This window comes from Rhodopirellula sp. UBA1907, from assembly GCF_002337565.1.
GTDB lineage: Bacteria > Planctomycetota > Planctomycetia > Pirellulales > Pirellulaceae > Rhodopirellula > Rhodopirellula europaea.
In genome coordinates, this window is record NZ_DDGH01000029.1 from 62,217 (window position 1) to 88,246 (window position 26,030).

General features: G+C 56.7%; 18 protein-coding genes. 10 read left to right on the top strand and 8 right to left on the bottom strand.

Features of this window, described 5'->3' with window-relative positions; all coding sequences use genetic code 11:
• Positions 1-22 precede the first annotated feature (22 nt).
• A complete protein-coding gene (gene dnaK, locus B2R17_RS06235) occupies positions 23-1,960 on the bottom strand; it encodes a molecular chaperone DnaK (RefSeq protein ID WP_008661135.1) in 1,938 nt (645 codons plus the stop codon).
• A 339-nt stretch (positions 1,961-2,299) separates the two neighbouring features.
• On the opposite strand from dnaK, the gene pheA reads away from it, so the two are divergent.
• The gene (gene pheA, locus B2R17_RS06240; RefSeq protein ID WP_286763293.1) at positions 2,300-3,391 is read left to right on the top strand and encodes a prephenate dehydratase; all 1,092 of its coding nucleotides are present in this window, start codon (positions 2,300-2,302) and stop codon (positions 3,389-3,391) included.
• An 81-nt stretch (positions 3,392-3,472) separates the two neighbouring features.
• Here pheA and B2R17_RS06245 read toward each other — a convergent pair whose 3' ends face one another.
• From B2R17_RS06245 to B2R17_RS06255, 3 genes are all read right to left on the bottom strand, one after another.
• Positions 3,473-4,507 carry an AAA family ATPase gene (locus B2R17_RS06245; protein ID WP_286763294.1) on the bottom strand — a complete coding sequence of 345 codons (1,035 nt, stop codon included), beginning with the start codon at positions 4,505-4,507 and terminating at the stop codon, positions 3,473-3,475.
• 4 nt (positions 4,508-4,511) lie between these two features.
• Complete coding sequence (locus B2R17_RS06250) at positions 4,512-7,121, bottom strand: DNA gyrase subunit B (RefSeq protein WP_008661132.1); 2,610 nt, start codon at positions 7,119-7,121, stop codon at positions 4,512-4,514.
• A 198-nt stretch (positions 7,122-7,319) separates the two neighbouring features.
• On the bottom strand, positions 7,320-8,915 hold the full coding sequence (locus B2R17_RS06255) for a PQQ-binding-like beta-propeller repeat protein (protein WP_286763295.1): 1,596 nt from the start codon (positions 8,913-8,915) through the stop codon (positions 7,320-7,322).
• Between the two features lie 257 nt (positions 8,916-9,172).
• Here B2R17_RS06255 and B2R17_RS06260 point away from each other — a divergent pair, with 257 nt between their 5' ends.
• From B2R17_RS06260 to B2R17_RS06270, 3 genes are read left to right on the top strand one after another with little or no spacing between them, the layout of a single operon-like run.
• Positions 9,173-9,745, top strand: coding sequence for a DJ-1/PfpI family protein (locus B2R17_RS06260; protein ID WP_008671087.1), 573 nt, complete (start codon positions 9,173-9,175; stop codon positions 9,743-9,745).
• Positions 9,745-11,301, top strand: a complete 1,557-nt coding sequence (locus B2R17_RS06265) for a hypothetical protein (RefSeq protein WP_286763296.1) — start codon at positions 9,745-9,747, stop codon at positions 11,299-11,301. The genes B2R17_RS06260 and B2R17_RS06265 overlap by 1 nt, the downstream gene beginning before the upstream one ends.
• A gap of 9 nt (positions 11,302-11,310) precedes the next feature.
• Positions 11,311-11,814, top strand: coding sequence for a YraN family protein (locus tag B2R17_RS06270; protein WP_286763297.1), 504 nt, complete (start codon positions 11,311-11,313; stop codon positions 11,812-11,814).
• A 31-nt stretch (positions 11,815-11,845) separates the two neighbouring features.
• Here the strand turns inward: B2R17_RS06270 and B2R17_RS06275 are convergent, their stop codons facing one another.
• On the bottom strand, positions 11,846-13,066 hold the full coding sequence (locus tag B2R17_RS06275) for a M20 family metallopeptidase (protein ID WP_286763298.1): 1,221 nt from the start codon (positions 13,064-13,066) through the stop codon (positions 11,846-11,848).
• 74 nt (positions 13,067-13,140) lie between these two features.
• Between B2R17_RS06275 and mgtE the strand changes: the two genes are divergently transcribed.
• Positions 13,141-14,556 (top strand): magnesium transporter, encoded by a 1,416-nt coding sequence (gene mgtE, locus B2R17_RS06280; protein ID WP_008661123.1) that lies wholly within the window; start codon positions 13,141-13,143, stop codon positions 14,554-14,556.
• Between the two features lie 54 nt (positions 14,557-14,610).
• On the opposite strand, the gene B2R17_RS06285 is transcribed toward mgtE, so the two are convergent.
• The 3 genes from B2R17_RS06285 to B2R17_RS06295 all read right to left on the bottom strand — a co-directional run bounded on the left by B2R17_RS06285 (position 14,611) and on the right by B2R17_RS06295 (position 19,797).
• The gene (locus tag B2R17_RS06285) at positions 14,611-18,402 is read right to left on the bottom strand and encodes a DUF7133 domain-containing protein (RefSeq protein ID WP_286763299.1); all 3,792 of its coding nucleotides are present in this window, start codon (positions 18,400-18,402) and stop codon (positions 14,611-14,613) included.
• Positions 18,403-18,524: 122 nt separating this feature from the next.
• On the bottom strand, positions 18,525-19,130 hold the full coding sequence (locus B2R17_RS06290; protein ID WP_286763300.1) for a DUF2585 family protein: 606 nt from the start codon (positions 19,128-19,130) through the stop codon (positions 18,525-18,527).
• Between the two features lie 16 nt (positions 19,131-19,146).
• Complete coding sequence (locus B2R17_RS06295; protein WP_286763301.1) at positions 19,147-19,797, bottom strand: hypothetical protein; 651 nt, start codon at positions 19,795-19,797, stop codon at positions 19,147-19,149.
• 58 nt (positions 19,798-19,855) lie between these two features.
• On the opposite strand from B2R17_RS06295, the gene B2R17_RS06300 reads away from it, so the two are divergent.
• Genes B2R17_RS06300 through B2R17_RS06320 form a run of 5 tightly spaced genes read left to right on the top strand, consistent with a single transcriptional unit; the run spans position 19,856 to position 26,005 of the window.
• Positions 19,856-21,133 (top strand): Gfo/Idh/MocA family protein, encoded by a 1,278-nt coding sequence (locus B2R17_RS06300; RefSeq protein WP_286763302.1) that lies wholly within the window; start codon positions 19,856-19,858, stop codon positions 21,131-21,133.
• A 16-nt stretch (positions 21,134-21,149) separates the two neighbouring features.
• Positions 21,150-21,881: a 2-C-methyl-D-erythritol 4-phosphate cytidylyltransferase gene (gene ispD / locus B2R17_RS06305; RefSeq protein WP_286763303.1), complete on the top strand. Its 732-nt coding sequence runs from the start codon at positions 21,150-21,152 to the stop codon at positions 21,879-21,881.
• Positions 21,878-23,176: a tyrosine--tRNA ligase gene (gene tyrS / locus B2R17_RS06310; RefSeq protein WP_286763304.1), complete on the top strand. Its 1,299-nt coding sequence runs from the start codon at positions 21,878-21,880 to the stop codon at positions 23,174-23,176. Before ispD ends, tyrS begins: the two co-directional genes overlap by 4 nt.
• A gap of 8 nt (positions 23,177-23,184) precedes the next feature.
• Positions 23,185-24,972: an endo-1,4-beta-xylanase gene (locus tag B2R17_RS06315; RefSeq protein WP_286763305.1), complete on the top strand. Its 1,788-nt coding sequence runs from the start codon at positions 23,185-23,187 to the stop codon at positions 24,970-24,972.
• Positions 24,965-26,005, top strand: coding sequence for a class I SAM-dependent methyltransferase (locus B2R17_RS06320; protein ID WP_286763306.1), 1,041 nt, complete (start codon positions 24,965-24,967; stop codon positions 26,003-26,005). The genes B2R17_RS06315 and B2R17_RS06320 overlap by 8 nt, the downstream gene beginning before the upstream one ends.
• Positions 26,006-26,030: the final 25 nt, after the last annotated feature.

Below are 26,030 nucleotides of genomic sequence, written 5' to 3' on the forward strand. Positions count from 1 at the left end.
CGTCCGACTCACATCGGTTGGGTCACTCTTTGACTTCAAACTCCGCGTCGATCGCGTCGTCATCGTCTCCGCCGCCCGCGGTTGCACCAGCGGCACCTGCCGCATCAGCACCGGCTTCGCCAGCTGCATCAGTCTTTTCGTACAAGACCTTGCTAAACGCTTGCGAGGCGGCTTCCAATTCGTCCGATGCAGCTTTGATCTCAGCCAAGTCATCGCCTTCCGCGGCTTTCTTGACCTTTTCAATCGCAGCGTTCATCGGAGCCTTGTCGTCATCGGACAACTTGTCGTCGTTCTCGCCCATCAACTTCTCAAGTTGGTAGACCTGTTGGTTGACCTTGTTGCGAGCCTCGACCAATTCAAATTGTCGCTTGTCTTCTTCCGCGTTGGCTTCCGCGTCTTTCTGCATTTGCTCGATGTCACTGTCGGACAACGCGCCGCTGTCTTTGATCTCGACGTTGGCTTCTTTCCCGGTTTTCAGTTCCTTCGCCGAAACACTCAGAATGCCGTTTTGGTCGATGTCGAACTTGACTTCGATCTGTGGCACACCACGCGGTGAAGCAGGAATGTCTTCCAGGTTGAATTCAGCAAGCAATCGGTTCGCGTTGGCCATCTTGCGTTCCCCTTGGAACACTCGAACGGTCACGGCGGTTTGGTTGTCCGCGGCGGTACTGAAGACGTTCTTCTTCTCGGCAGGAATCGTGGTGTTGCGTTCGACCAGTGCGGTCATCACGCCACCTTCGGTTTCAATTCCGAGCGTCAATGGAGTCACGTCGAGCAGCAGCACATCGTTGCGGTCACCAGCCAAGACACTGCCTTGGATCGCGGCACCAACAGCAACCACTTCGTCGGGGTTCACACCTTGGTGAGGGTCTTTGCCGAAGATGCTTTTGACAACTTCGCGAACCTTTGGCACCCGCGTGCTACCACCGACCAAGACAACTTCGTCGATGTCCTTGGGGTCCATGCCAGCGTCTTTCAACGCTTGCAAGACTGGCCCACGGCAACGTTCCACCAATGCATCGATCAGTTCTTCAAACTTGGATCGAGTGATCTTCATCGTCAGGTGCTTCGGCCCCGAAGCATCCATCGTGATAAAGGGCAAGTTGATGTCGGTTTCTGGCAAAGTACTGAGTTCTTTCTTCGCCTTTTCGCAAGCTTCTTGCAAACGTTGCAACGCCATCGCGTCGTTACGAAGATCGATGCCGTTTTCCTTTTGGAATTCGCTGGCAACGTGGTTGATCAACGCTTCGTCGAAGTCATCACCACCGAGGTGAGTGTCACCCGACGTGCTGACAACTTGGAACACGCGGCTCTCTTGTTCTTCGTCACCACTATCAGCAACTTCCAGAACCGAGACATCAAACGTACCACCACCCAAGTCGAAGACGATGATGCTTTCGTCCTTCTTCTTGTCCAAACCGTAAGCCAGTGCAGCCGCGGTTGGTTCGTTGATGATCCGAGCAACTTCCAAACCGGCGATTTGGCCGGCGTCTTTGGTTGCTTGTCGCTGTGCATCGTTGAAGTATGCGGGAACGGTGATGACCGCCTTGTTGACCTTGTGCCCCAAGTACGACTCAGCCGATTCCTTCAACTTGCGAAGAACCTTGGCGGAGATTTCTTGTGGCGTGTATTCGCTGTCGCCAACTTGAATCTTGACGTAATCGCCAGCTCCACCGGTGATGCCATAGGGCACCATTTTTTCTTCCGATTGAACTTCGTTGTGACGACGTCCCATGAAACGTTTTGCCGAGTACACGGTACGCTTCGGGTTGGTGACGGCTTGACGTCGAGCGGGTTCGCCGACAATGGTTTCTTGCTTGTCTGTGAAAGCGACCACGCTGGGAGTCAGCCGGTTGCCTTCAGGGTTTGGAATAACCTTTGGCTCGCTACCTTCCATGATCGCGACCACGCTGTTGGTGGTCCCGAGGTCGATACCGATGATTTTTTCGCCTTGTGCCATGATGCGTGAGCTCCTGTGTCCGAACGGGATGGTGGGTGTCAAATGATATGAATTTGGATTTCGCCGGGCCGACCGCGGCCCCTGAGCGGTCCATTTCGTCAGCCTTTTGGTTGGATCCACAGATATGGCAAGATCTGTGCCAGAGCCCCTCTCACAGCGTGCTTGCCAAAAAGACAACCATCAAAAAACACGTGTTTCGCCGACTAAAAACACAGCCACGCGTTTTAAAAAAATCCTTCAAAACCGTTTTGGCAGCCCACCCAAAACTTCGCTCCATGCCACAATGCTGCCTTGCCAAAACGGCAGTCACCTTTCGCTCACGCCCGAAAATTCACTCCCATGAGTTCAGCTGACCCACGCGATACGATCGCATCGATCGACACCCAAATCCTCGATCTGCTGCGTGAACGCTGCCGAGCGATGATGGAAAACACGGTGTCGAATCCCAACCCGGACTGGGCCAGCACTCTGGCATCGATCGATCACGTGGTGGACCGATCCGTGCAATCAGGCTCCGGAAACGAAGACTCAAACGCCGCCGTGCCAGACAGTGAAGTCCAGCGGAACATACTGCGACACGTTGCGTCGGCTTGCTGGCGAGCCACTCGTCCGGGCACGTATGCGTTCCTTGGCCCACCGGACAGCTACAGCCATTTGGCCGCGTTGGCATATTTCGGCGACGCCGCCAACCTGTTGCCAGTGTCTTCGATCGGGGCTGTCTTTGACGCCGTTGGCAGAGGTGACTGCGCCGGCGGAATCGTACCAATCGAGAACAGCACTGACGGCCGTGTCGTCGATACCTTCGGCAGACTATCCAAAGGCGAAGTCTCGATCACCGGTGAAGTGCAACTCGCAATCCATCACCAGTTGCTCGCGATGTGTGATCGCGACTCCATCACCGAAGTCCACAGCAAACCGCAAGCGATCTCTCAGTGCCGCGTCTGGCTGGCCAACAATCTGCCTCACGCGAAACTGATCGAATGCAGTTCAACCGCGGCAGCCGCGAAACTGGCCGCGACCCAAACTGGCATCGCCGCGATCGCCAGCGAGGCCGCAGGCCGGCGCCATGGACTTCGTGTCATCGGCGCCAACATCGAAGACAACCGCGACAACGTGACCCGATTCGCGGTGCTCGGCCACGAACAACCGGCCCCCACCGGACAAGACAAAACGACGCTGCTGTTTCAAGTTGCCCACCAACCCGGCGCATTGGCCGATGTGATGGGCATCTTCAAACGACATGAACTGAACCTGACCTGGATCGAATCGTTCCCTCAACCTGGCACTAAGAACGAATATTTTTTCGTCGTTGAGTTTCCAGGCCACTGCCAAGACGTCGCGATCGCGAAAGCAATCGAAGACCTTCAAACAGCGACCCATCACACTCATGTGCTAGGAAGCTACGGCCGCGCGGCACGAGTAGAAAGCTAGTGGCCGGTCACGACTTGTTTTCAGGGTAGCGGACGCCCTCACTTTTAGCTGCGACAGGCCACGAGGCGAACCGATCTAACTCTAAAGCACCGACGCGGTGCCGACACTTTGCTCGGCTACCAATCGCGAGATCAAATCCTCGACCGCGATCCCATCCGCCTCGGCAGAAAATGTTGGCACAATTCGGTGACGAAGCACTGGCAACGCCAACGCCTGTGCGTCCTCAAGCGTCACGTGTGTGCGACCGTGCAATAACGCACGGGCCTTGGACGCCAACACCAATTGTTGACTCGCTCGCGGGCCGGGCCCCCATTGGATCCACTCTTTGACCCAATCCTTCGCATCGGGTTCGTTCGGCCGCGCGGCGCGCACGGCATCGATCACCCAGTTCTTCACGTGCTCAGGCAATGGGACCCGACGAACCACGGACTGAAACTTGCAAATGTCTTCGCCACTGACGACGGGCTGAACATCCGCCAAATCGCCGGACGTGGTTCGCTCAACGATCTCGGCTTCTTGATCGCGTGACGGATAGCCAACGACGACGTGGAACAAGAACCGATCGCGCTGCGCTTCGGGAAGCGGATAGGTCCCTTCTTGCTCGATCGGATTCTGGGTCGCAAGAACAAAGAACGGTTCCTTCAAAGCGTAGGTCTTGCCGCCCGCGGTGACCTCATGTTCCTGCATCGCTTCCAAAAGCGCCGCCTGCGTCTTGGGTGGTGTCCGGTTGATCTCGTCGGCCAACAGCATTTGCGTGAAAACGGGGCCGGGACGAAACAACATCTCGCGACGTCCGGTTTCGTGATCTTCTTGGATGATGTCCGTGCCCGTGATGTCGCCGGGCATCAGATCAGGTGTGAACTGAATCCGACGAAAATCCAGGCTCATCGAACTGGCCAACGTCCGAACCATCAACGTTTTCGCCAGTCCCGGCACGCCTTCCAACAAGCAATGGCCGCGAGCCAGGATCGCGATCAGCAACTGCTCGATCACATCGCTCTGCCCGACCACGATTCGGCCGACCTGCTCTTTGACCTGGGCAACGCTTTGGATCAACGCCTCCGCAGTTTCGATGTCCGAACCTTCGGTGTTGTCTCTGGGAGGCGGTGTGACCATCGTGCTAGACGTCCAGGTTTCGCACATCAAGTGCGTGGGTTTCGATGAATTCGCGACGGGGTTCGACTTTGTCGCCCATCAACAAACGGAACATTTCGTCGGCCGCACCCGCGTCGGTCAGGTTGACCTTCACCAGCGTCCGGTTGGCGGGATCGAGCGTTGTTTCGCGGAGCTCTTCCGCGTTCATTTCGCCCAGCCCTTTAAAGCGAGTCACTTGCAGACCTTTTTCACCGGCGGCTCGCACCTCAGGCAACAACTCTCGCAAGTCTTCCAGCGGACGACGCATGTCCTCGCCGCGAACCAGTTCGAACCTGGCGGTGGTGGAACCGGTACGGTCGGCGGGAATCAAATCCTGCAATCCGAAACCGAGTGGTTCCAAATCCTTCAAGCCGCTGTTGATCGTCCGGACTTCGTGAAGCTCGGCCAAGTGAGCGACCACCTTTTCGGGCTCATCGCTTTTGACGACCTCTTCACCGTCGACGTTCAGTTCTTCTTCAGCTTGATCGATATCCAACGTGGCATCGTTTTCAGCAAGGAATGCCTCGACATCCGATTGCTTCATGAACCAATGCTCTCCACCCAAAATCGTCAACAAGAACGGAGGCAGCTTGCCGGTAACGGGATCGAAGCGTTCGCTGTGAACTCGCAGACTGACGCCACGACGTTCCAACGCAAGAATTGCATCTTCCATCGATGCAAGCGCGACGCAAAGTGCACGCATTGTGTCCCCTTCTGCACTGCGTCCGTCTTCGGTCTCGAATCGTGTGTCATTCAAACCACGTTCGAGCAACTGGCCCTTCATTTCTTCTTCGGACTGAATGTAGTACCGGTTCTTGCCCTGCGAGACCCGGAACAACGGCGGCTGAGCCACATACACGTGACCGGCGGCAACCAGTTGATACATCTGCCGATAGAAGAAACAAAGCAGCAACGTACGAATGTGGCTGCCATCGACGTCGGCGTCAGTCATGATGATGACTTTGTTGTACCGACGTCGCGAAAGATCCTGATCAGCACCGATTCCGGTACCGATCGCTTGAATCATCGACTGGACTTCCTCGTTGGCCAGCACCTTGTCTTCGCGGCTCTTGTAAGCGTTGATGATCTTACCGCGAAGCGGCAGAATCGCTTGGTACTCACGCATCCGCCCACCTTCGGCCGATCCACCGGCCGAATCACCTTCGACCAGGTAGACTTCGCACTCTTCCATGTTCTTGGAGATGCAATCGCGAAGCTTGCCGGGCAAACCACCGCCACCGAGGGCGTCTTTTCGTTTGCGAAGTTGATCCTTGGCTTTGCGAGCCGCTTCGCGAGCCTCGGCGGCGAGCAATCCCTTGCGAACGATCGCTTTGGCCGTTCGAGGATTCTCTTCGAGGTACTTGTTCAGCGCTTCGCCAACACCACTGGTGATGATGCCGTCGACTTCACCGTTACCAAGCTTGGTCTTCGTTTGACCTTCAAACTGCGGGTGAGGAACCCGCACGCTGATCACCGCCGTCAGACCCTCGCGAAAATCGTCGCCGGTCGGCGTGGTGTTTTTGAACAGGCCTTCTTTCTTGCCGTAATTGTTCAGCGTCCGCGTCAACGCCGAACGGAAGCCGGACACGTGCGTCCCGCCTTCGATCGTGTGAATGTTGTTGACGTAAGACTGAACGGTTTCGGTGAACTCGGTGCTGTACTGCAGCGCCATGTCATACTCGACTCCGTCTTTCTCGCCGACAAACTGAATCACGTCTCCGTGCAACACATCGCTGGCGCGGTTGAGGTGTTCGACGAACTCAACGATCCCGCGGTCATACTGGTAATCGCCACCTTCGCCGTTTCGCTCGTCAAGAAACTTGATGCGAACGCCACTGTTGAGGAATGCGAGTTCCTGAAGACGTTTTTGCAGTGTGTCGAAGTTGTATTTGGTGACGCTGAAGATCTGCCCGTCCGCTTTGAACGTGGTCTTCGTGCCTGTCTTCTTTGTCGGCCGACCTTTTTGGATCGGACCGGTGGGAATGCCGCGTTCGTAGCCTTGAGTCCAAGTCGAACCATCACGGCTGACTTCCACCTCGGCCCATTGGCTCAGGAAATTCACAACCGTCACACCGACGCCGTGCAAACCGCCCGAAGTTTGGTAGGCCCCTTTCTCGAACTTGCCGCCGAACTTCAGCACCGTCATCACGCCCTCGAGCGTGCTGACTTCGCGATCAAGTTCTTCTGACAATTGATCGTGACGTGTGACAGGAACCCCACGGCCATCGTCCTCGACCGTGACACTGCCGTCGGTGTGCACAATCACACTGACCGATTTCGCGAATCCGGCCATCGCTTCGTCGATCGAGTTGTCGACGACTTCGTAGACCAGGTGGTGCAGACCGCGAACGGTCGTATCACCGATGTACATCCCGGGACGTTCGCGAACGTGCTCGAGGTCCGAAAGGTGCAGCAAATCCTTGTCGGTGTACTCCGAATTTGCCGACGGCCCCGTCGAAACACGTTCCACAGGTCGTTGTGGACCAGCATTCGCCTCGGCTGAATTTCCGTCGCCGGCTGCCGCGCCAGCGGGCACAACGTTTGGATCCTCGGATGGGTCGTTCGAAGCAGGGTCAGTCGAGGAGGAATCGCTCATGAATGGGCGGCCCGTGGAGGCCGTCAAATGCGGGGTTTTTGACGCTGAAGGCGGACTCGCCCCCACGTCAAAAAAAAGCGTCAAATAGCAGGCAGCAGTCTACCAAAAAGAACGACTTTGCGCTAGATCACGTGCGTACCCTCTCCCGGAATCGTTTCCGCTTCCGAGGAGAGCCCAGATGTCAGATTGCCGGGCGAATCAGAAGTCGCCGAATGGATCTTGCCCCCCCGCGGGAGCAAATGGATCTTCCATGGTGTCACCGAACGGATCTGCTCCGCCGTCACCACCAAATGGGTCGACGATCTTTGGCGTCGTCGATTCTGGTTCCTGCTTCTCCAGTTCCGTATCGGCTTCCTCTTCGGATTCGACAGGGGGCAACGATTTGACCACCTTCGGAATCACCGAACCAGGACGTCGCAAGCACTGCATCGTGCCCCGGTCGTTGACCAAATACAGACGGTCGGTGGAACGATTGACCAACAACGCCTCTGGTTGAATACGAGGGAAACGGCCGAGCAACGAGCCATCTTCCATAGACATCACCAACAGCGATCCCGACATGCTTCGTGCGTAGATTTTGCCGTCGATCGCACCGAGTAATTTCTGAACGCCAGGCACAATTTGTGGCCACACGGAATAGCCATCGCTCGCCGACACGCACATCAGATTGCCGTAGGTCGTCGGATAGAAAACCTTTTCGTTGAAGAAGATCGGGCTCTCGTAGATCGGCTCGCCGGTCGGTCGACTCCACAACACTTCGCCTTCGCGGGTGGCTTTGATCCCGTAGATTTGCCCGGACTCTGAACCGAAGAAGAAACGTTCCCCGGGAGCCGCGGCAAGAGCTCCGCTGACGATCCCGTCTGTGTTCAAGCGAAACTGAACGTTCGGTTCGCCTTCCATTTCCATCACGTAGACAAACCCTTGGCTGGTTCCCCAACCCACTTTGTTGGAGTCCGCGGCATGCGTCGGCATCGCCAATGCCGATCCGGCAACAATCTCAGCGAATGGATCGATCGTTGGGTCCACCAATCCATAACCCGCGATTCGGTCACCAATCGATGGCACCAGTGCGAATCCGTTGCAGTGCACGACGCCTTGCAGCGGAACGTATTCCAACGAAGTTGCGCCAAACACTTGTCCGTTCTTGACGTCCAACTTGATCAGCTCGCCACCGTTGACAACAGAAACGAACTCCTCGTCCACTCCCAAACCACCGTAGCCACGCATGTTGGAACCAACACGTTGCAACCAAATCAAATCACCTGACTCAGCATCTCGGCACTCGACGGTCCCATCGTCCGAAAGCGTGTAGAACCGAATCGTTGAAATTGTCCGATTTCGCAACTCAGCGTCGATGCCTCGACGTTTCATGCGGCGGATTTCGTTGTTCGCCAATCGCTCCGCTTCTTTCTGGTCGATTGCACCTCGTCGGGACAAGTCACTGTCGACTTGAAAACGTGCGTAGACGACGACCTCCTCGTCGATCTCCGGAGCCGCGTCTTCTCCCTCAGCAACAGGCTCGGATTCAGCTGGCTTTGGCTCGCCCGACTTTTCCACGATTTCCACAAACACGTGGCTTTGCGTTTGGTGGACGATCATCTTTTGATCAACGATCGATTGACGTCCCGCAGGAACGCTCAGATTGCGTCGCCAAACTTCTTCCAATCCAAGTTGGCGAGTCTCGTTGGGGCCCAGCAACTCGTGATCGGCTAGTGCGGACGCGGACAATCCAATCGCGTAGGCGGCGACCAGCGTCAGTGAAAGGATGAGACGGGAGTGAAAAGAGCGGTGCATTGCAGCGATACCAGAAAAGAACGGGAGCCATCCGGAAGACCGTTCAGCATAATCCACGATCGCCCCGACGGCGAATTTCCCAATCTGAACGAATTTGGGTACACTCGCCTCGCAAAAAAAAGCCGGAAAGATCGATTCAAACGTCGTGATCGGCACCCGTTTTTCGCGTTCTTCTTTCAGGCTGCCAGCATCCGCCCCTCTCACGGGCAGTTTCTGACCGCCGCTTTTCCATTCCCTCGTATCCGCTCCCAGGCAGAATGGCCAAAATTTTGATGCTCGTCGGCGACTTCGTCGAAGATTACGAAGCCATGGTTCCCTATCAGATGTTGCTGATGCTGGAACACGAAGTGGCCACCGTCTGTCCTGGCAAATCCGCCGGAGACTCCGTAGCCACCGCGATCCACGACTTCGAAGGCCACCAGACCTACAGCGAAAAACCGGGACACCGATTCGCGATCACGGCCGACTTCGAAGGATTGCAGCCTGAAACCTTCGACGCCCTGGTCATCCCGGGCGGCCGAGCACCCGAGTATCTGCGGCTCAACGAAAAGGTCCTCGACATCGTTCGCCATTTCGCGGATCAGAACAAACCCATCGCAGCGGTTTGTCACGGCCCACAAATCCTGGCCGCCGCTGGTGTGCTCAAGGACCGTGAGTGCAGCTGCTATCCAGCCGTCGCTCCCGAAGTTCAAATCGGCGGCGGAACCTACATGACTCCCGGCGAAGGCATGGACACCGCCCACGTCGATGGCAATCTGGTCACGGCACCAGCCTGGCCTGCTCACCCCGCTTGGATGCGTGAATTCTGCCGACTGCTTCCAACGGATTGATGAACGCTCCTGATTCCGATCGCGTCGACCCCGCCTCCGGTCTTTCACCGAATCATGCCGACGCGTTGCGTGCTCGGAAAGCGGAACTGCATGCTGAATTGCTTCGCGTCCGTCGCGAAGCCCATGCGGCAAGACTCGAGGCCAACGCGGCCCGACTCGAAGCAACCGCGTCGCAAATCGAAGCGGAACTGGAATCGATCGAAACCGGGCAGCCCATTGACCTGCCTCACATTGCCGAGCCAGCACCGAGTGCATCTCAAAACAACCTGAACCCGTCGAGCTTCCAAAGCTCCGGTCGCTTTTCATCATGGAACGAAGTTCGCGAGGCTTTCGACTCGTTCACCAAGGTCACCACCCGGCACGATTCCGGACACGGCGCATCGGTGCGAGCGCCGAAGATGAGACGCCTCAGTGAAACCGCGTTGCCGGATCTCGCTCCAACACCGCCGACGGAACCACTCGAACCCGAGGTTGCCACCGACACAGATCTGCTCGACGAATCCACGGCTTCTGAAACCACGACGTCTGATCTCGAACCACAAGACGACTCGCTTCTTCCAACGGAAGACGAGCCATCCTCTTTCAGCGAACCGCTTCCCAGCGTTGTGGAAGATGATGAAGAGACCAATACGAATGGACGACGTGCAAAACCAGCCGCGTTGATCGTCAGCACGGTCGTGCATGTGGTTCTGCTTTTCATCCTTGCCGCATTCACGCTCAGCAACGCTCGACCAAAGGATCAAATGGCATTCTCCGCTTCCGCATCCAGCGAAAGCGAAGAGACGGCGATGGAAACGTTTGCCATTGAAAGCAGCGAACCCATCACCGAACCAACTCAATCGCAACCAGACGAAGTCCAGTACGATGTCAGTGAAATTGGCGAAATGCCAATGGTGGACATCACCTCGACAGCAATGGATTCCGTTGCCGCGGCGGCATCGAATCTGTCATCGCTTTCCAGCTCGTCGTCCGCCGCTTCTCAAGCGATGCAAAAGCTGAAGTCCGACTCCAAATCGCAAATGGAGTTTTGCGGCGTGGAAGGTGGCGGCAACCACTTTGTGTACCTCGTCGACAGCTCCGGCAGCATGGGCGATGCCTTCACATCCGCTCGATCGGCGCTACTGCAATCAATTGACATGCTGACGGAGAAGCAGCGGTTTTACGTTGTTTTCTTTGACGCCGAATGCGACTACATGCAGTTGTCGGGATCCCCCGAACCTGAAACACGCAGTGCATACGCCACCGCGAAAAACAAGCAACAACTTCGCAATTGGGCCATGCGAGTTTCCATGGATCGCGGTAAAGCTCCCTATGAACCACTGCGTTTCGCCTTGGGACTCAAACCCGATGTGATCTTCCTGCTCAGCGATGGTGAGTTCCCACAAGGCATCGAGGACCTGCTGTCCGAAGAAAACCGATCGACCAATTTGTTTGGCGACACAAACCCCATCAGCATTGTTCACACGATCAGCTATCACAGCCGCGAAGGCGAAAGCCGGATGCGTCGGATCGCGGAAAAGAACTTCGGGCAATACCGTCACGTCTCCAAACCCTGAGGCCGACGTTTGGCAACCAACCGCCTTGCCAATCGCACTCGTCAGACGCTTGCCTGGATCACCTCACGCGGCAAGCGGTTCAGAAACTGGTACGTCGACTATCGCTTTGGTTCGATCGACGAGAACGCTCAACTCGGACGCCGCGGTGAGCAAGCAGCCGCTCAATTGCTGAGGCGCAAAGGCCTGAACGTCATCGCCGAGAGTGAATCCGATCGCGCCGGTGAAATCGACTTGATCGCTCTTCGCAAGCGGCCACGTCTGATTGTCTTCGTCGAAGTCAAAACGCTATCGACCACGCGGCCAGGACACCCGGCAGACCGCGTCGATGAAAACAAACAGGCACGTATCACGCGAGCCGCCCTACGCTACTTGAAACGCAAGAAGTTACTCGGCATCGCGTGTCGCTTTGACGTCGTTGCGGTTTGGTGGCCGCGAGATGAACCGCGTCCAACTCGTGTCGAACACTACGAGTCGGCATTCGACGCGGTCGGGATCGATTCCTTTTACGGCTGAACAGAACTGGTCCATCCATCACGCAAGTCAATCAAGACCGCATTGCGAAGGCCTGAATCGCATCTCGAAACAGTGCAACTCCATTCTCGAGCGATTCCAGCTCGATGAACTCATCAACCGTGTGCGCCTGTTCGATGCTGCCCGGTCCGCAAACAATTCGATGCTGAAGTTCTCCCAACACCGCACCGTCAGTCGCATAACAAACCGTCTCCGGTTTATCGCGCCCGCAGTAAGACCTGGCCAGCTCGCACATCCGAACGAGCGGGGGATCGTCAATTGATGTTTCCAGCGGAGCGACCGATTTGTAACCGCGAAATTGCAATCCGAGTTGCTCAGCGGCAACCTTCGCGTCCTCCATCAAACACTCACCGTCGACGTGGGGCATCGTTCGCCAATTGGCCCAAACTTCACATCGGTCGGGCACGATGTTGGTCGCGTCGGCGTGGTCACTGATTCCAAAATTGAACGTCAACGTCGGAGGGTCGAATCGGTCGTCCCGCAACATGGGATCCGTCTGAACCCGTTCGTGCAACTCAAGGATCGTCTGCAACAACGGTATCATCGCGACGTTCGCGTTGATGCCTTTCGCCGTGCTGCTGTGGGCGGCTTTGCCATGCGAGATCACTCGGAACCCGCCCATCCCTTTATGAGCGTGGACAATTCGAAGTTCCGTTGGCTCACCGATCAACGCGACCGGATTGCGAGAAACGATTTCGCGATACGCCTGACTGCTTTGGGCCAATTCCTTGGCACCACGAAGCCCGACTTCTTCGTCGGCGGTGCAAACGATCCATAGCGGTGCGGATTGCATCGAGGCATCCAAACCGTCGACGGCGGCCAGCATCGCTGCGAGCGATCCCTTCATGTCACAAGCACCACGACCATACAGACGGTTGTCTTCGACCACGGCCTCAAATGGGTTTCCGCCCGGTCCTCCCCAACGATCCGCGGGGACAACATCGGTGTGACAGAAATACGCCAACCCGATCTCGTTTTCGGGTCGATCCAACTCAAGCCGATCGATGGATTGCGTCGACAAATTGCCAGATTCCAAACTGGAATCCGGTGGCAAACGCTTGGCAATCAAATTGAATTTTGGGACACCTTCACCATCCAGGTACCGCGTTTGCTCACATTCGAACCCTTGCGCTCGCAAACGATCTGCCACCCACTCCGTGATCGCTCCGTTGCTGGTATGACTGACCGTTGGATAAGCGATCAATTCGGACAGTAGACGAACAGCAAGTGACAAAACGAGGTCTCGGTAAGAACAGCCGTGGCAACTCAAATCCGACAATCTACACCTTCAAGCGGCCCCCTGCACCAGTGAATGTCCCCGCCTCCCCCGAACAACCCACGACTTCTGATCTCGACGAATCCGCCCAGCAATCGGATTGGCGACCATGGGAGCGATTGGGCGAACTGGCCGAAGCAGGCGACGCGATCGGCGTCGAAAACTTCCTCTCCAAACTAGGCCCCAATGACCAAGCGTTGGCGCTGAACCGTTTGGACGAGGAACATTACTGCGCCGTCTTGACCTTGCTTCCCGCCGAGGAAGCGGCCGAAATCCTGCGTCACCTCAGCGAAACGCAAGCCGCCGAATTGGTCGACTCGCTCGAAGTTTCAGACGCCGCCGCGATCGTCCAGGAGATGACCAGCGATGAACAGGCTGACTTGCTGGGTGACTTGGACGACGATCAAGCCGAATCCATTCTGCGAGCATTGCCGCCCGAAGACGCCGCCTCGGTTCGGGAATTGGCCGCGTACAGCGATGACCAAGCCGGTGGCTTGCTGGTTCGTGAGATCCTGCGTTTCAATCAGAAGAGCCTGGTTCACGAAGTCATCACGACACTCTCTGAAAATGCAGAGGAATTCCGCGACTACGACGTTCAGTATGCCTACCTGACCGATGACGACGAAAAGCTGGTTGGCGTGTTGCCAATGCGAAACCTGCTGTTCGCAAAACGCACCGACCCGGTCGCGGACATCATGATCCTCGACCCGTTGTCGATCACCGCCAGCATGCCGCTGGATGAACTGCGTGACTTCTTCGACGCACACCATTTCCTTGGCGTGCCCGTCGTTGACGACAACCACAAACTGCTGGGCGTCGTCCACCGCAATGCCGTGGACTACGAATCGACTCGCGCAGCCGAGAATGATTTCCTAAAAAGCCAAGGGATCATCGGCGGTGAAGAACTGCGAACGATGCCGCTGTGGCAACGTGCAAAACGACGGCTCAGTTGGCTCAGCATCAACATCTTGCTCAACATCGGTGCCGCCGGCGTGATCGCCGTTTATCAAGACACGTTGTCCAAGGTGATCGCTCTGGCGGTGTTCTTGCCAATCATCAGCGACATGAGCGGTTGCAGCGGCAACCAAGCCGTCGCGGTGAGCATGCGAGAACTTTCACTCGGCTTGGTTCGCCCCACAGAAATGATTCGCGTGTGGCTGAAAGAAATCAGCGTCGGACTGATCAATGGATCGGTCCTGGGATTGCTGGTCGCAATCGTTGCTGTTGTCTGGGACGGCAACCCTTACCTGGGACTCGTGGTGGGCGTGGCGTTGTGTGCCAACACTTTGATCGCCGTTTCCATCGGAGGCACCGTGCCATTGCTACTGAAACGACTCGGGTTTGACCCCGCAGTCGCCAGTGGCCCGTTGCTAACAACCGTGACCGACATGTGCGGCTTCTTCCTCGTCCTTGGACTGGCCACCGCAATGCTCGAACGCTTGATTTAGCCCTTGCCCGTCAAAGGGTTCTCACCCTTTTGGAACACAGCCTCGCAGCCCGAATCACTTCGGTCGGGTCGCGACTTCAACTCGGCGAGCGTCATTCAGGTACGCCATCAAGTCAGTGATGTCCTGCAACGACAAATCGTCCAGCAAACCACTCGGCATGATGCTCGATCGGCTGGGCTGGATCAGATCCACTTCCGACTCCGCCAACGTGGTCACGTTGTTGTTCGAATCGCGAATTTGCAAATCGCCGCCAGCTTTGCTGACCATTCCGACGTAGACCTCACCGTCCAACGTCAGCACCTTCTTGCTGGCGTATTGATCGCTCACAACATGTGATGGATACAAAACGGATTCTAGGATCTCGCGACGTGTGAATCGACGAGCCACGCTGGTCAAATCGGGACCGATGACGGTGCCTTGATTCCCGGCACGGTGACAATTCGCACATTGGGCTCGGGCATAAACCTCCGCACCTGCCAGAGCGTCACCGCCCTGCCCTTCATCACTTTCCAGGTGAGAAATCAACTGTTCGAAATCCCATTTCGATTCATCTTCTCGTGGCAATTCTGCCGCTGGACGATCCGGGAACGTCTTCGCGTACCAACGTTGCCATGGAGCCATCGACTGCTTCACGCCTTCGGGACGTTGCATACCAGTCCAGTGCTCGAGCAATTGCTCCACACTTTCAAAGGTGGTGCCTTCTTTTTCCGCACGCAGCCCCATCAGGACCAACGACCGAAGAGCCATCGGATCATCGGTGGCGATTGGCACCGAACGGAGCCGAGTGACAACTTCATTCGCGGCCGGTCCATCCAGGACATTCAAACTGCGAACCAAGTAGTCCCAGTTTTCACCGTCAGGGTTTTGTGCCAATGCCATTGCCACAACCGCTCGACGCTGAGGTTCGGTTCGCCAAATCTTTCTTAGGTGCGCCGCCGACGCGTCGTCAGGAGCCGAAGCCAACATCGCGATGATTCCGGTTCGCAAACGCCGGTGAACATCGTCCACCTTGGCTTCGTTGGTGAGCTCATCGTCCAGCGTTCGCAGCTTTTCGGCGGTCGCTTCGTCGATAGGACGTTTCAGTTGGAACAAAGCACCAAGGGCGGAATTACGCCAACGGCTGCCTTCGTCCAAGATCGCTTGGATGTCGTCTTCCGAAAGATGTCGAGCGAAATCTCGCGTCACACCCACCATGTACATTGGCAACGAACCCTCGCTGTCTCGCCCGGCGATGCCTTCGTAAAACTTCAACAATGCGAATCGCTCACGAGCCGACCATTGACGATCGATGCGTTGCAAACACATCGCAGTTAAAACGCGATCCAACTCCGGCGCATCGGATTCCAAATACTCCATCGTCCGAGGAACCAAAGACTCAGCTTGCAGATAGCTCGCCAAGCGAATCAATTCGTGATTCATGCGAGAATCGCCGGCGGGGAATTCATCCGCGATTTGTTTGGACAACCACTGAACTTCGCCGGCCTTGATGTTGCAACGATGCAGCGTGACCTGGCAAAGGCGTAGCGTGTCGACAAAGTCTTTGTCGCTCAAGAATTCTTTCATCATGTTGCTGGTTCGCTTCAGAACCAACAATCCGGTCGCCTTGTTGGTATCAGCGGCAACCAATGCCAACATACCAACCAAAGCGGTCCGTGTGTCTTTGTGCAGAATGACGGTCTCTTTCCATTTTGCCGCTGGAATGCGTTGCAAAACTTGGCGAGCCACATAAGAGAGAACCCGATCCTCGTGAGCCAACAAGTCAATCAATGGCTGCGGGTCGCTCGGAATTTGATTGCTACGAAGCATCGCTTCGCAAACCGCACGACGAACTCGCAAGTCACTGTCGGTCAGCATGTCATTCAAACGATCTTTCGCCCGTGCTGACGGGTTCAGTCCCAGCTGAATCGCTGCACGACGCCGAACCAATTCGCTTTCGGCCTTGGACAATTCGATCAGCAAATCGTCGCTTGGAACGGGCCCGTACATTTGCATCAGGTTCATCGCTCGAATGCGATAGGACGGCGGATTCTCATCGCTGTAAGCGACACCTGCCAATTGCTGGTCCCAATCGCTACCCAACTCGCGTCGAATCGCGGCGATTCGTTGGCGCGACCAAGCAGCGTCCAATTGAGGCTGGCGAACCGCAGCGGCGATCCCGCTGCCGAGTTGCTTCATCGCTTCTGGAATTTTGCCTTGATAGACAACTCGATAAACGCCACCAGCAGTCCCGCGACCGCCCGTGCAGAAATACAACGCTCCATCGGGACCGACGGCCAAGTCCGTGACGTTGAGCGGCTGCCCTTTCAGGAACACTTCGCTGTCAGCTTGGAATCCACTGCCATTGGGTTTCAGACGGACGTTCAAGATCCGACCTTCGGACCAATCGGCCATGAACAAACTGTTGTGATATCGAACCGGGAACATGTGGTGCTCATAGCACTCAATTCCGGTCGGGCTGCCGCGTCCAGTGTCCAGCACGTTTGGCAATCGATCGATGTAATACTCAGGCCATTTCGCCCAACCAGTTCGCCAACCAAACTCACCCGCTTCGGTAACATCCACCAGAGCCGTGGGACGATACCAAGGTGTTTCAACGTCGGCTTCCATGTCCGCGTCATGCACGAACAAGTTGCCTTCGGGGTGGAATGCCAAGTCGTATGCGTTCCGCAATCCACCGGCAATTCGCTCGATGACCTTGCCTTCGATGTCGGTTCGAATGATCGTTCCACCGGGAGCCTTCACGCCTCGACCGTGGCCGCCCGGATCTTCGTAACGAGGCAACAAATCGCCTTCGTAAATGTCTTTCAATGTCTCACCGCTACCGGTCTTTCCGATCGGCTTGACGTAACTTCCAACCGAGACATAGATCATTCCGTCAGGGCCCAAACGCAAACCATGAGGGCCGTGCTCGCCACCGCTGCCGCTGAACTTGACGATTGTCTTGACCGTTTCAAGTTCGCCGTTTCGATCCTTGTCGATCAATCGATAAAGAGCCGATCCGTCTGGCCCATCGGCGGTCACGAACACCTCGCCATTGAGCGGCAAAATGCCTTGGATGGATTCGACTTTGTCGCAATACGTTTGAACGTCTTCAGGGACACCATCGTCATCGCGGTCGGTGACAATCAACAATGGCCCGCCTTCTTGCGAAAGCAACACGTGGCCGAATTCGTCGAACGCCATCGCAATGACTGATCCGACTTGGTCGTCGTTGATCAAACGTTGAACACCGAAGCCGCGTTGGATTTGAAAGCGTTCGGAATTCTCTTTGGCGACTTCAACTTCGACACTGGGTTCGCGATCCCAAGGAGCGGTTTCGCCAAGCGGACCAAACGTCGACGCTGGCAGCCAAGCTCCGTCGTTGTACGCAGCGGTGTTCCACAACGGGACTTCTTGCAGATTGGTTTTCCATGTTCGATCGGAACTGAACGTGAACCACTTCTCACCCGTTTCAGGTCGAATCGACACGCGAGCGACCAGAGCAGCGGTGTTTCCACGGGTGTTCTGAACTTGAACCGCGACGACATTGCGTCCCGGTTCGATGTAGTCGCTGATGTCGAATTCTTGCATCTGCCGGTAGGACTCACCCTCACCGACTTTACGCCCGTTGACGTGCACTTCGTAGGCATCATCAGCGGCAACTTCGACGATCGCTTCGCCACGGTGACGCAAATTCAAAGATTTGCGGAACCAGCACGTTTCGCCGTGCGGGATCGCTTGCTCAGCGGTTGTTCCCGACGCCCAAATCCACTCCGCTTCCGCCGCGAAGGTTCGAGTGTCCCAACCTAAACACAAAGCACCGACGGCAAGCGTCAACGCGATCAAATGGAATCGTCCAGCAGACATCCTGATTCAGCCTTCCATGGCGTGGAGTCAGTCATTTTCAATGAAAAGGGCGTCCAACACGCCGATTTTCAAACATTCACGCTCCGCAATACCATCCGGCGGAGGGTGCCTGCAAGATCGAATCAGCCGCTCTGCCACTCTTGGATCGCAGGAATTGGGCTGACCAGCATCAAGACGTTTAGCAACAAATTGTCGCGAATCATGATCAACATCAAGATCTCGCTGGCCACAAACAACGCGACCGACCAACGCCAAGGAAATCTGGATGAGAACCAGTATCCCAACATGCAGGCCGCCAAATCCGTGACCGAATTCGCGATCGAATCACCGGTGTACCCCACCGCCATCGTCGCTTCGCGGTAGCGTTTGATGATCAACGGCGAGTTCTCCAAGATCTCCCAGCTTGCCTCCAGCCCCAACGCGATCAACAGGCATTGCGTCCGATTCAGGCGAGGCACCCAGCGGAGTACCCAGAAAAACAGCACGCCGTGCAAGACGTGCGAAAAGAAATAGGGATCGATCAGGTGCTGAGAATTGTGGGCGGTCCAAATGTCCCAAGACCATGGCACCCACGACCCGCACTCGCACCAGAAACGACGGCCCATCCCCGCCAGCACCAAGACCATGCCGACGACAATCAAACCCGCGATCCATGCGACCGTCCACGATCGATCCTTTTGGAATCGATCGTCGGTGACTTCAAGCTTTTCGGACGAACTCGCGTTCAACTGAACCGTTTCTGGATCAACGCAAGTTATCGCGATCGATCACCGGGTTCGCGGTTCCTTGTCCGATCAACACCAACAACCCTTGTTGTGGACGGTTGGCATTCATCGCTTGAGCATTGAAGGGAACGCCGTAGCAAGCGTAGTTGCCCGTTGCGGTATCCAAAACATAGATGACTGAACGTCCGACTGGATTATTGCTACTACGGGGGAAATCGGCTTGTCCAGTCGCCATGATGTACGACCCACCCTTGCCATCGGTCCCCAACGCATCGGCGATGTTGACGGTGAACGTGGCCGCAAAACGATTGACTCGTGGATACATCACGGAACACTGAAGCAAACCCGAATTGTGATCCAGGACGAACAATCCGTCTGCTTGATCACTGACGGCACCCGTCGCGAGTGAAAACGTTTCGCTGCTAACCGCGGCGGTTGCGTTGGCGATCGGCAGGTTCTGCCAATTGGCCAGTGCGGATGGGTTCGCACCCACGGCGGCAGTTTCTGCAGAACGACGGGCTTCGGAGGCGACACCTGCGAAGTAGATGGCCGCCCCAATGGCTGCCGCAGTCACACCGACTAAACCGACCGTCCATCCGCGATTCCCACAGCATCGCGTTGATTCGGTTGGAACGACTGGCAATTGAGCGGGATCAGCAAAGTCTTTCATGAATCGTTTCTCAGCTAGCGGCAGAGGAAGGGAACAATGGAGTTGATTCAGCCTGTGATTGTACGCATCGGCTGAGAACTTTACGATTGGAATCTCGTGTCCTGGACCGCCTCTTTCCACGTTTCTCGCGAAAATCATCATGTCGCTCAATGCTCCCCTGAACAGAAAACTCCGCATGGGAATCGTTGGCGGTGGTCTGGGATCGTTCATCGGTCGCGTCCACACCGTCGCCGCCGGACTGGATAATCGCAGCGAATTGGTCGCCGGAGCCTTCTCCAGCAACCCAGAACGCAGCCGCAACTCCGCCCCCGGATACGGCGTCGACGAATCACGAGCGTACGGCAGCTACGAAGCCATGCTGGACGCCGAATCACGGTTGCCAGAAGACCAACGAATCGACTTCGTCAGCGTCACCACGCCCAACCACACGCACTTCGAAATCGCCAAAGCCGCCGTCGAAGCTGGCTTCAACGTCGTCTGTGACAAACCGATGACGTTCGATTTGGATCAAGCCGAACAATTGCTGAAAACGGTCGAAAACTCCGACGTCGTCTTTGCTCTGACTCACAACTACACCGGCTATCCACTCGTTCGCCAAGCTCGCGAAATGATCCTGAGCGGTGAACTCGGCGAAATCAACGCGATCCGTTCGCAGTACATCCAAGGCTGGCTTCGCGACAAACTGGAAGACGACGACCAAAAGCAAGCCTCCTGGCGAACCGACCCGTCCAAGAGCGGTGCCGCGGGTGCTTTCGGCGACATCGCCACGCACGCCTACAACTTGGGCCGCTTCATGACGGGCGTGTTGCCCGAAACGGTCAGTTGCAGCCTGAAATCATTCGTCGAAGGCCGCAAGCTGGACGATTACGGCACCGCAGTGATCCGCTACGAAAACGGTGCTTTGGGAACCGTCACCGCCTCGCAGATCAGCCACGGCCGCGAAAACGATGTGGAAATCGAGATCGACGGTACCAAGGGTTCGTTGAAATGGCGTCAAGAAAACCCGAACGAATTGCACTACCGCCAAAACGGCAAGGCTCACCAGATCTACACGCGTGATCCCAACGCGCCTTACATGCACGAAACCGCCGCGGCATCGTGTCGTTTGCCATCGGGTCACCCCGAAGCCTTCTTCGAAGCCTTCGCAAATGTCTACGCCGCCGCGTTCGACGACATGGCCAAACGGGCCGAAGGAACCACCATCGATCGCAAGAAGTCGCTTTACCCGAGCGTTCATGACGGCGTCGAAGGCATGTACTTCATCCAACAGTGCGTCGCCAGCAGCCAAGACAATGCCGCTTGGTTGCCACTGAAGCACCCCGTCGCTCGCGTTTGATCGGCGTTCCTGCTTTATGAACCGCGCTGCTTCTGTTTCCGTGATCATGCCCGCTGCTGGCAGCGGGCAACGCTTTGGCAGCCAGTCCAACAAGCTGTTTGCGATCTTGGATGGCAAACCGCTGTGGCAACACACCATCGATCGATTCCACAATCGCGGCGACGTCCGGCAAATCGTGCTGGCGGTTTCCGAAGAAGACGAGTCCACGTTTCGTGAACAAATCGCGGCCATCTTCTCCGCCGTTCCGATTCACCTCGTTCGCGGCGGCGCGACACGCAGCGAAAGCGTTGGCGCGGCATTGGAACAAGTGAAACGATTCGCAGCCGAATCCGCGGTCGCCAATGCATCCACGCAAACGCTGGTCGCGATCCACGACGCAGCACGACCCTTGGTCCGGCAAGCCGACCTGGACCGAGTCTTCGCCAAGGCGGCTGAAACCGGCGCCGCCATCCTGGCCGCTCCCGTTTCCGGAACCCTGAAACGCACCACGGGCAGCGGATCGGAAACCGTCGATCGCCGCAACACTTTTGTCGCGTTGACTCCCCAGGTGTTCGCGATCGACGTCATTTGTCAAGCTTACGCACGCGACCGAGGCCGACTGGCCACCGACGACGCTCAACTGGTGGAGCGAACCTCTCACCCAGTTCAGCTTGTCCCTGGTTCCGCTGACAATTTGAAAATCACCTTCCCCGAAGATCTCCGCATCGCGGAGGCGATCCTGAACGAGTGCCGAAGCGAATTCGTATGACCACTTCCAACGCCACCAATTCACTGATCGAAGATCTCCGTTGGCGTGGTTTGCTGAATCAAACCACCGACGAAAACGGAATCGCTGAGCTTCTCAACTCGGGTCCGCAAACGATCTACATCGGGTTTGACCCCACGGCGACCTCGCTGCACGTCGGCGGCATGATGCAGTTGATGATGCTGCGTCGCTTCCAACGCGCCGGCCACAATCCGATTGCCTTGGTCGGCGGTGCCACCGGGATGATCGGAGACCCCAGCGGCAAAAGCGAAGAACGCAATCTGTTGTCGGCAGATCAACTGCAAAAGAATGTCGATGGCGTCGCGGCTCAAATGCGTCACTTCCTCGACTTCGAAGGTGAAAACGCAGCCAAGTTGCTGAACAATTTCGACTGGATGAAGGATTACTCCTACCTCGAATTCCTTCGCGACGTTGGCAAGAACTTCCCCGTCGGTGCGATGATGGGCAAAGAATCCGTCCGCAGCCGATTGGAAAGCGAAGCCGGCCTGAGCTACACCGAATTCAGTTACATGTTGTTGCAGGCTTACGACTTCGTGAACTTGGCCAAGACTCACGATTGCCGCATCCAAGCCGGAGGCAGCGATCAGTGGGGCAACATCACCGCTGGAATCGACCTGGGTCGTCGCATGCTGGGCAAGCAATTGTTTGGCATCACCGCGCCGCTGCTGACAACCAGCGACGGTCGCAAAATGGGCAAGACCGAATCCGGCGCCGTGTGGTTGGATCCCGAGCGAACCAGCCCGTACGCGTTTTACCAGTACTGGATCAACGTCGCCGATGAAGACGTGATGCGATGCTTGGTGTACCTGACCGAAATCGAGCGAGCCGAATACGACGAACTCGAAGACAAAACCAAGAACGATCCCGGACAACGCACCGCACAGAAACGACTGGCTCAATGGCTGACCGAATTGGTTCACGGCGAAGCCGGAGTCCAATCCGCTCAACGAGCCACGCAGATTCTGTTCGGTGGCGAACTTGGCGACACCACTGATTCACAACTGCGTGAGATCTTTGCCGACGTTCCATCGTGCGACGTGCCAAAATCGGCTCTTGAAGGCGAAGGCCTGTGGATCGTCGAAGCATTGCAAACCGCAAAACTGTGCAACAGTGGCGGCGATGCTCGACGGGCTTTGTCCGAAGGCGGCGTGTACGTCAACAACACTCGCGTGGAAGACGTTCAGAAACGCCTGACCGTCGATGACCTGGACGGCCGATCTGTCTTGGTGCTTCGCCGCGGCAAACGCAAATACGCCCTGCTCAAGATCCAAGATTGAGCTCGATCATGCGTCGGTGGCTGGCCCCTTTGGCAATCGCTTTGCTCCTGAGTTCACTCGGAGCACCGGCCACGCTCATCCATGCGTTCGCACAAGAATCGCAAACTCCGGCGGAGGGAACCACGCTCGTTCCCACCGCCGAATTTCGACTCGATGCCCGCCCCGGCACCGGTTCGATCGACCGACAAAACAACCTGATCACGGTCAACTGCCCTGCCCCGCAAGAAGAAGCCTGGGCGTTGCAGGTTCAGTGCGAGCCGATCTCAAACTCGGTGTCGACATCCGACGTGTTCTGCGTCTCCTTCGACGCACGAGCCATCGCATCCAGCACGGATGGACTGGGAAGCATTCATGTCTCGATGGCGACCAACGATCCCTGGGAACCAATCGAAGAACCCAACGGGTTTCGCTCCTTCGACGTTCCCAATCAGTGGCATCCGTTTCGAATCTGCTTTCGTGCCAAGCAGAACTACGACGCCAATCGTGTCTATGCATCGATCCAGTGCGCCGAAAAAAAGCAACGACTCGAAATTCGCGATCTGAAATTGATCGGGTTAGGAAACGTTCCCGACGCGAGCCTTCCGTTCACGCGGTTGTTCTACCCAGGCGCGGACAACGATGCCTGGCGAGCCGAAGCTCAGCGCAGCATCGATCGCCATCGTAAACGCAACCTCACCATCCGAGTGGTCGATGCCGCTCGTCAACCGCTGGCTGGTGCAACCGTTCAAGTTCAACAACAAAAGCACGACTACGCATTCGGGACCTTCGTCGGCAACACGCCGATCCACGCCGGCGAAGACGCCGCCAAATTTCGCGAACAAACCAAGCGTTGGTTCAACCGTGTCACCCTGCCGCGTTACTGGGCGGACTGGGGCACGGATCGTCCAGCCGGGGTCGTCAAAGCCGATGCGACCGCCGAATGGGCCATCGACGCGGGATTCGAAATCAAGAACCACTTGCTGCTGTACCCACAGTTCATTCCCGAACGCGTCAAACAACTCGCCGATCAACCCACACGATTCCAAACCGAAATTGAAACCGCGATGGACGCCGCTCTGGAGCGGACACGTGACATGCCAATCGCGGTCTGGGATGCCATCAACGAACTTCGCGATGTGTCCCTGGTCGGCGACGTCCTGGGACGAGACTACTACGCCGACGTGTTCAACCGGGGCCAACGCTCACAGCCAAATGCTCGTTGGTTCATCAACGAATACGGATTGATGACCGGCGGCAGCGAACGCTCAAAACATCTCACGACTTACATCCAGCAGATCGAACAAATCTTGGATAGCGGAGGAACCGTCGAAGGCATCGGTGTCCAAGGGCACTTCCAAGCCGACCTGATCACCATGCCGGAAGCCTGGAAAGTCCTCAACGAGCTCTCACGATTCCAGTTGCCGATCGAAATCACCGAGTTTGATGTCGACACACGTGACGAAGCCACCCAAGCCCAGTTCACTCGCGATTTTCTCACGCTGGTGTTCGCCCATCCCGCGACCACCGGGTTCACGACCTGGGGTTTTTGGGAAGGCGACATGTGGCGTCCCCACGGCGCCATGATTCGCGAGGATTGGACGATCAAACCCAACGGCCAAGTCTGGGAAGAGCTGATCTTCCAAGCCTGGTGGACCGACCAAACCGTTCAAACAAACGCTGACGGCATCGCCACCGTCCGCGCCTTTCGTGGCAGGCATCGCGTTCAAGCCGAAGCCCAGGATTGGGCACGGATTCGAACCGTGAACCTACTCGAGGATGAAACCATCACCCTGCAAATCGGAGTTGGCGGTGAGTGACCTGCCACCGCTTCCGTCGGAACAATTGCTGATCGATCACCTGGCTTCTTCCAACCGCACGTCACTCGCCTCCGCGATCGTGATGTCACCGGGACGAGGGCAACTCGCCAATGCATTGGTGGACTCATTCCCCGATTCGAAAGTCACCAGTTGGTTCGTGGATTTGCACCGCGCCGAACGGGCTCGCGAGGTGACCTCCGAAGACGCTCATGTGATCTGCCAACCCGATCTTCCCGACACCTCGTGGGAACTCGCTTTGCTGCCAGTCTTGAAAACCGGCGAAGCGGAGATGAATCGCAACCTCATTCATCAATCATGGCAAAGGCTGACAATCGGTGGTGAACTGATCGCCGCGGTCAACGCTCCCAAAGACACCTGGCTGCTGAACCAGTTGCAGGCTCTCGGTCCCAAAGTCCGATGCCACGATCACGCGACCGGACGTGTTTACGTCGTGCGAAAATCATCCGAGACATTCAAACCGAAAACCTTCGACGCCGAATTCACTCACCGAGTCGACGATCGCATCCTGACCGTGCATTCTCGTCCATCGGTGTTCTCTCATCGTTCGGTTGACCGGGCCGCCGCAGCAATGATTCGGCACGTCCCCATTCCCGAAGGCTCCACGGTCCTGGAACTGGGGTGCGGCAATGGAGCCGTCGCGATGGCGGCCGCCGTGCGATCACAAACCGGTCACGCATACGCTGTCGACTGCAATTCGCGAGCCGTCCAGTGCACCGAGCGAGCGGCAGCCCAAAACCAGATCACCAACCTGACCGCCATCGTGAATCACGATGGAGAGCTACCGAACGTGCCAGCTTGCGACATCGCGTTGCTCAATCCGCCCTACTACGGCGACTTCCGAATCGCCGAGCATTTCATGGTCACCGCCGCGAAGAAACTGCGGTCGGGCGGAGAAGCCTACGTCATCACCAAGCAAACCGATCGCTACCTCGAATACGACTGGTGGCCGCTCGAAATGACCGACCGAAAAACCGCCCAGTCCTACGACCTGCTGCGTTTCACCCGCGAGTAAACACCACGTGAACAACAAGTGACGT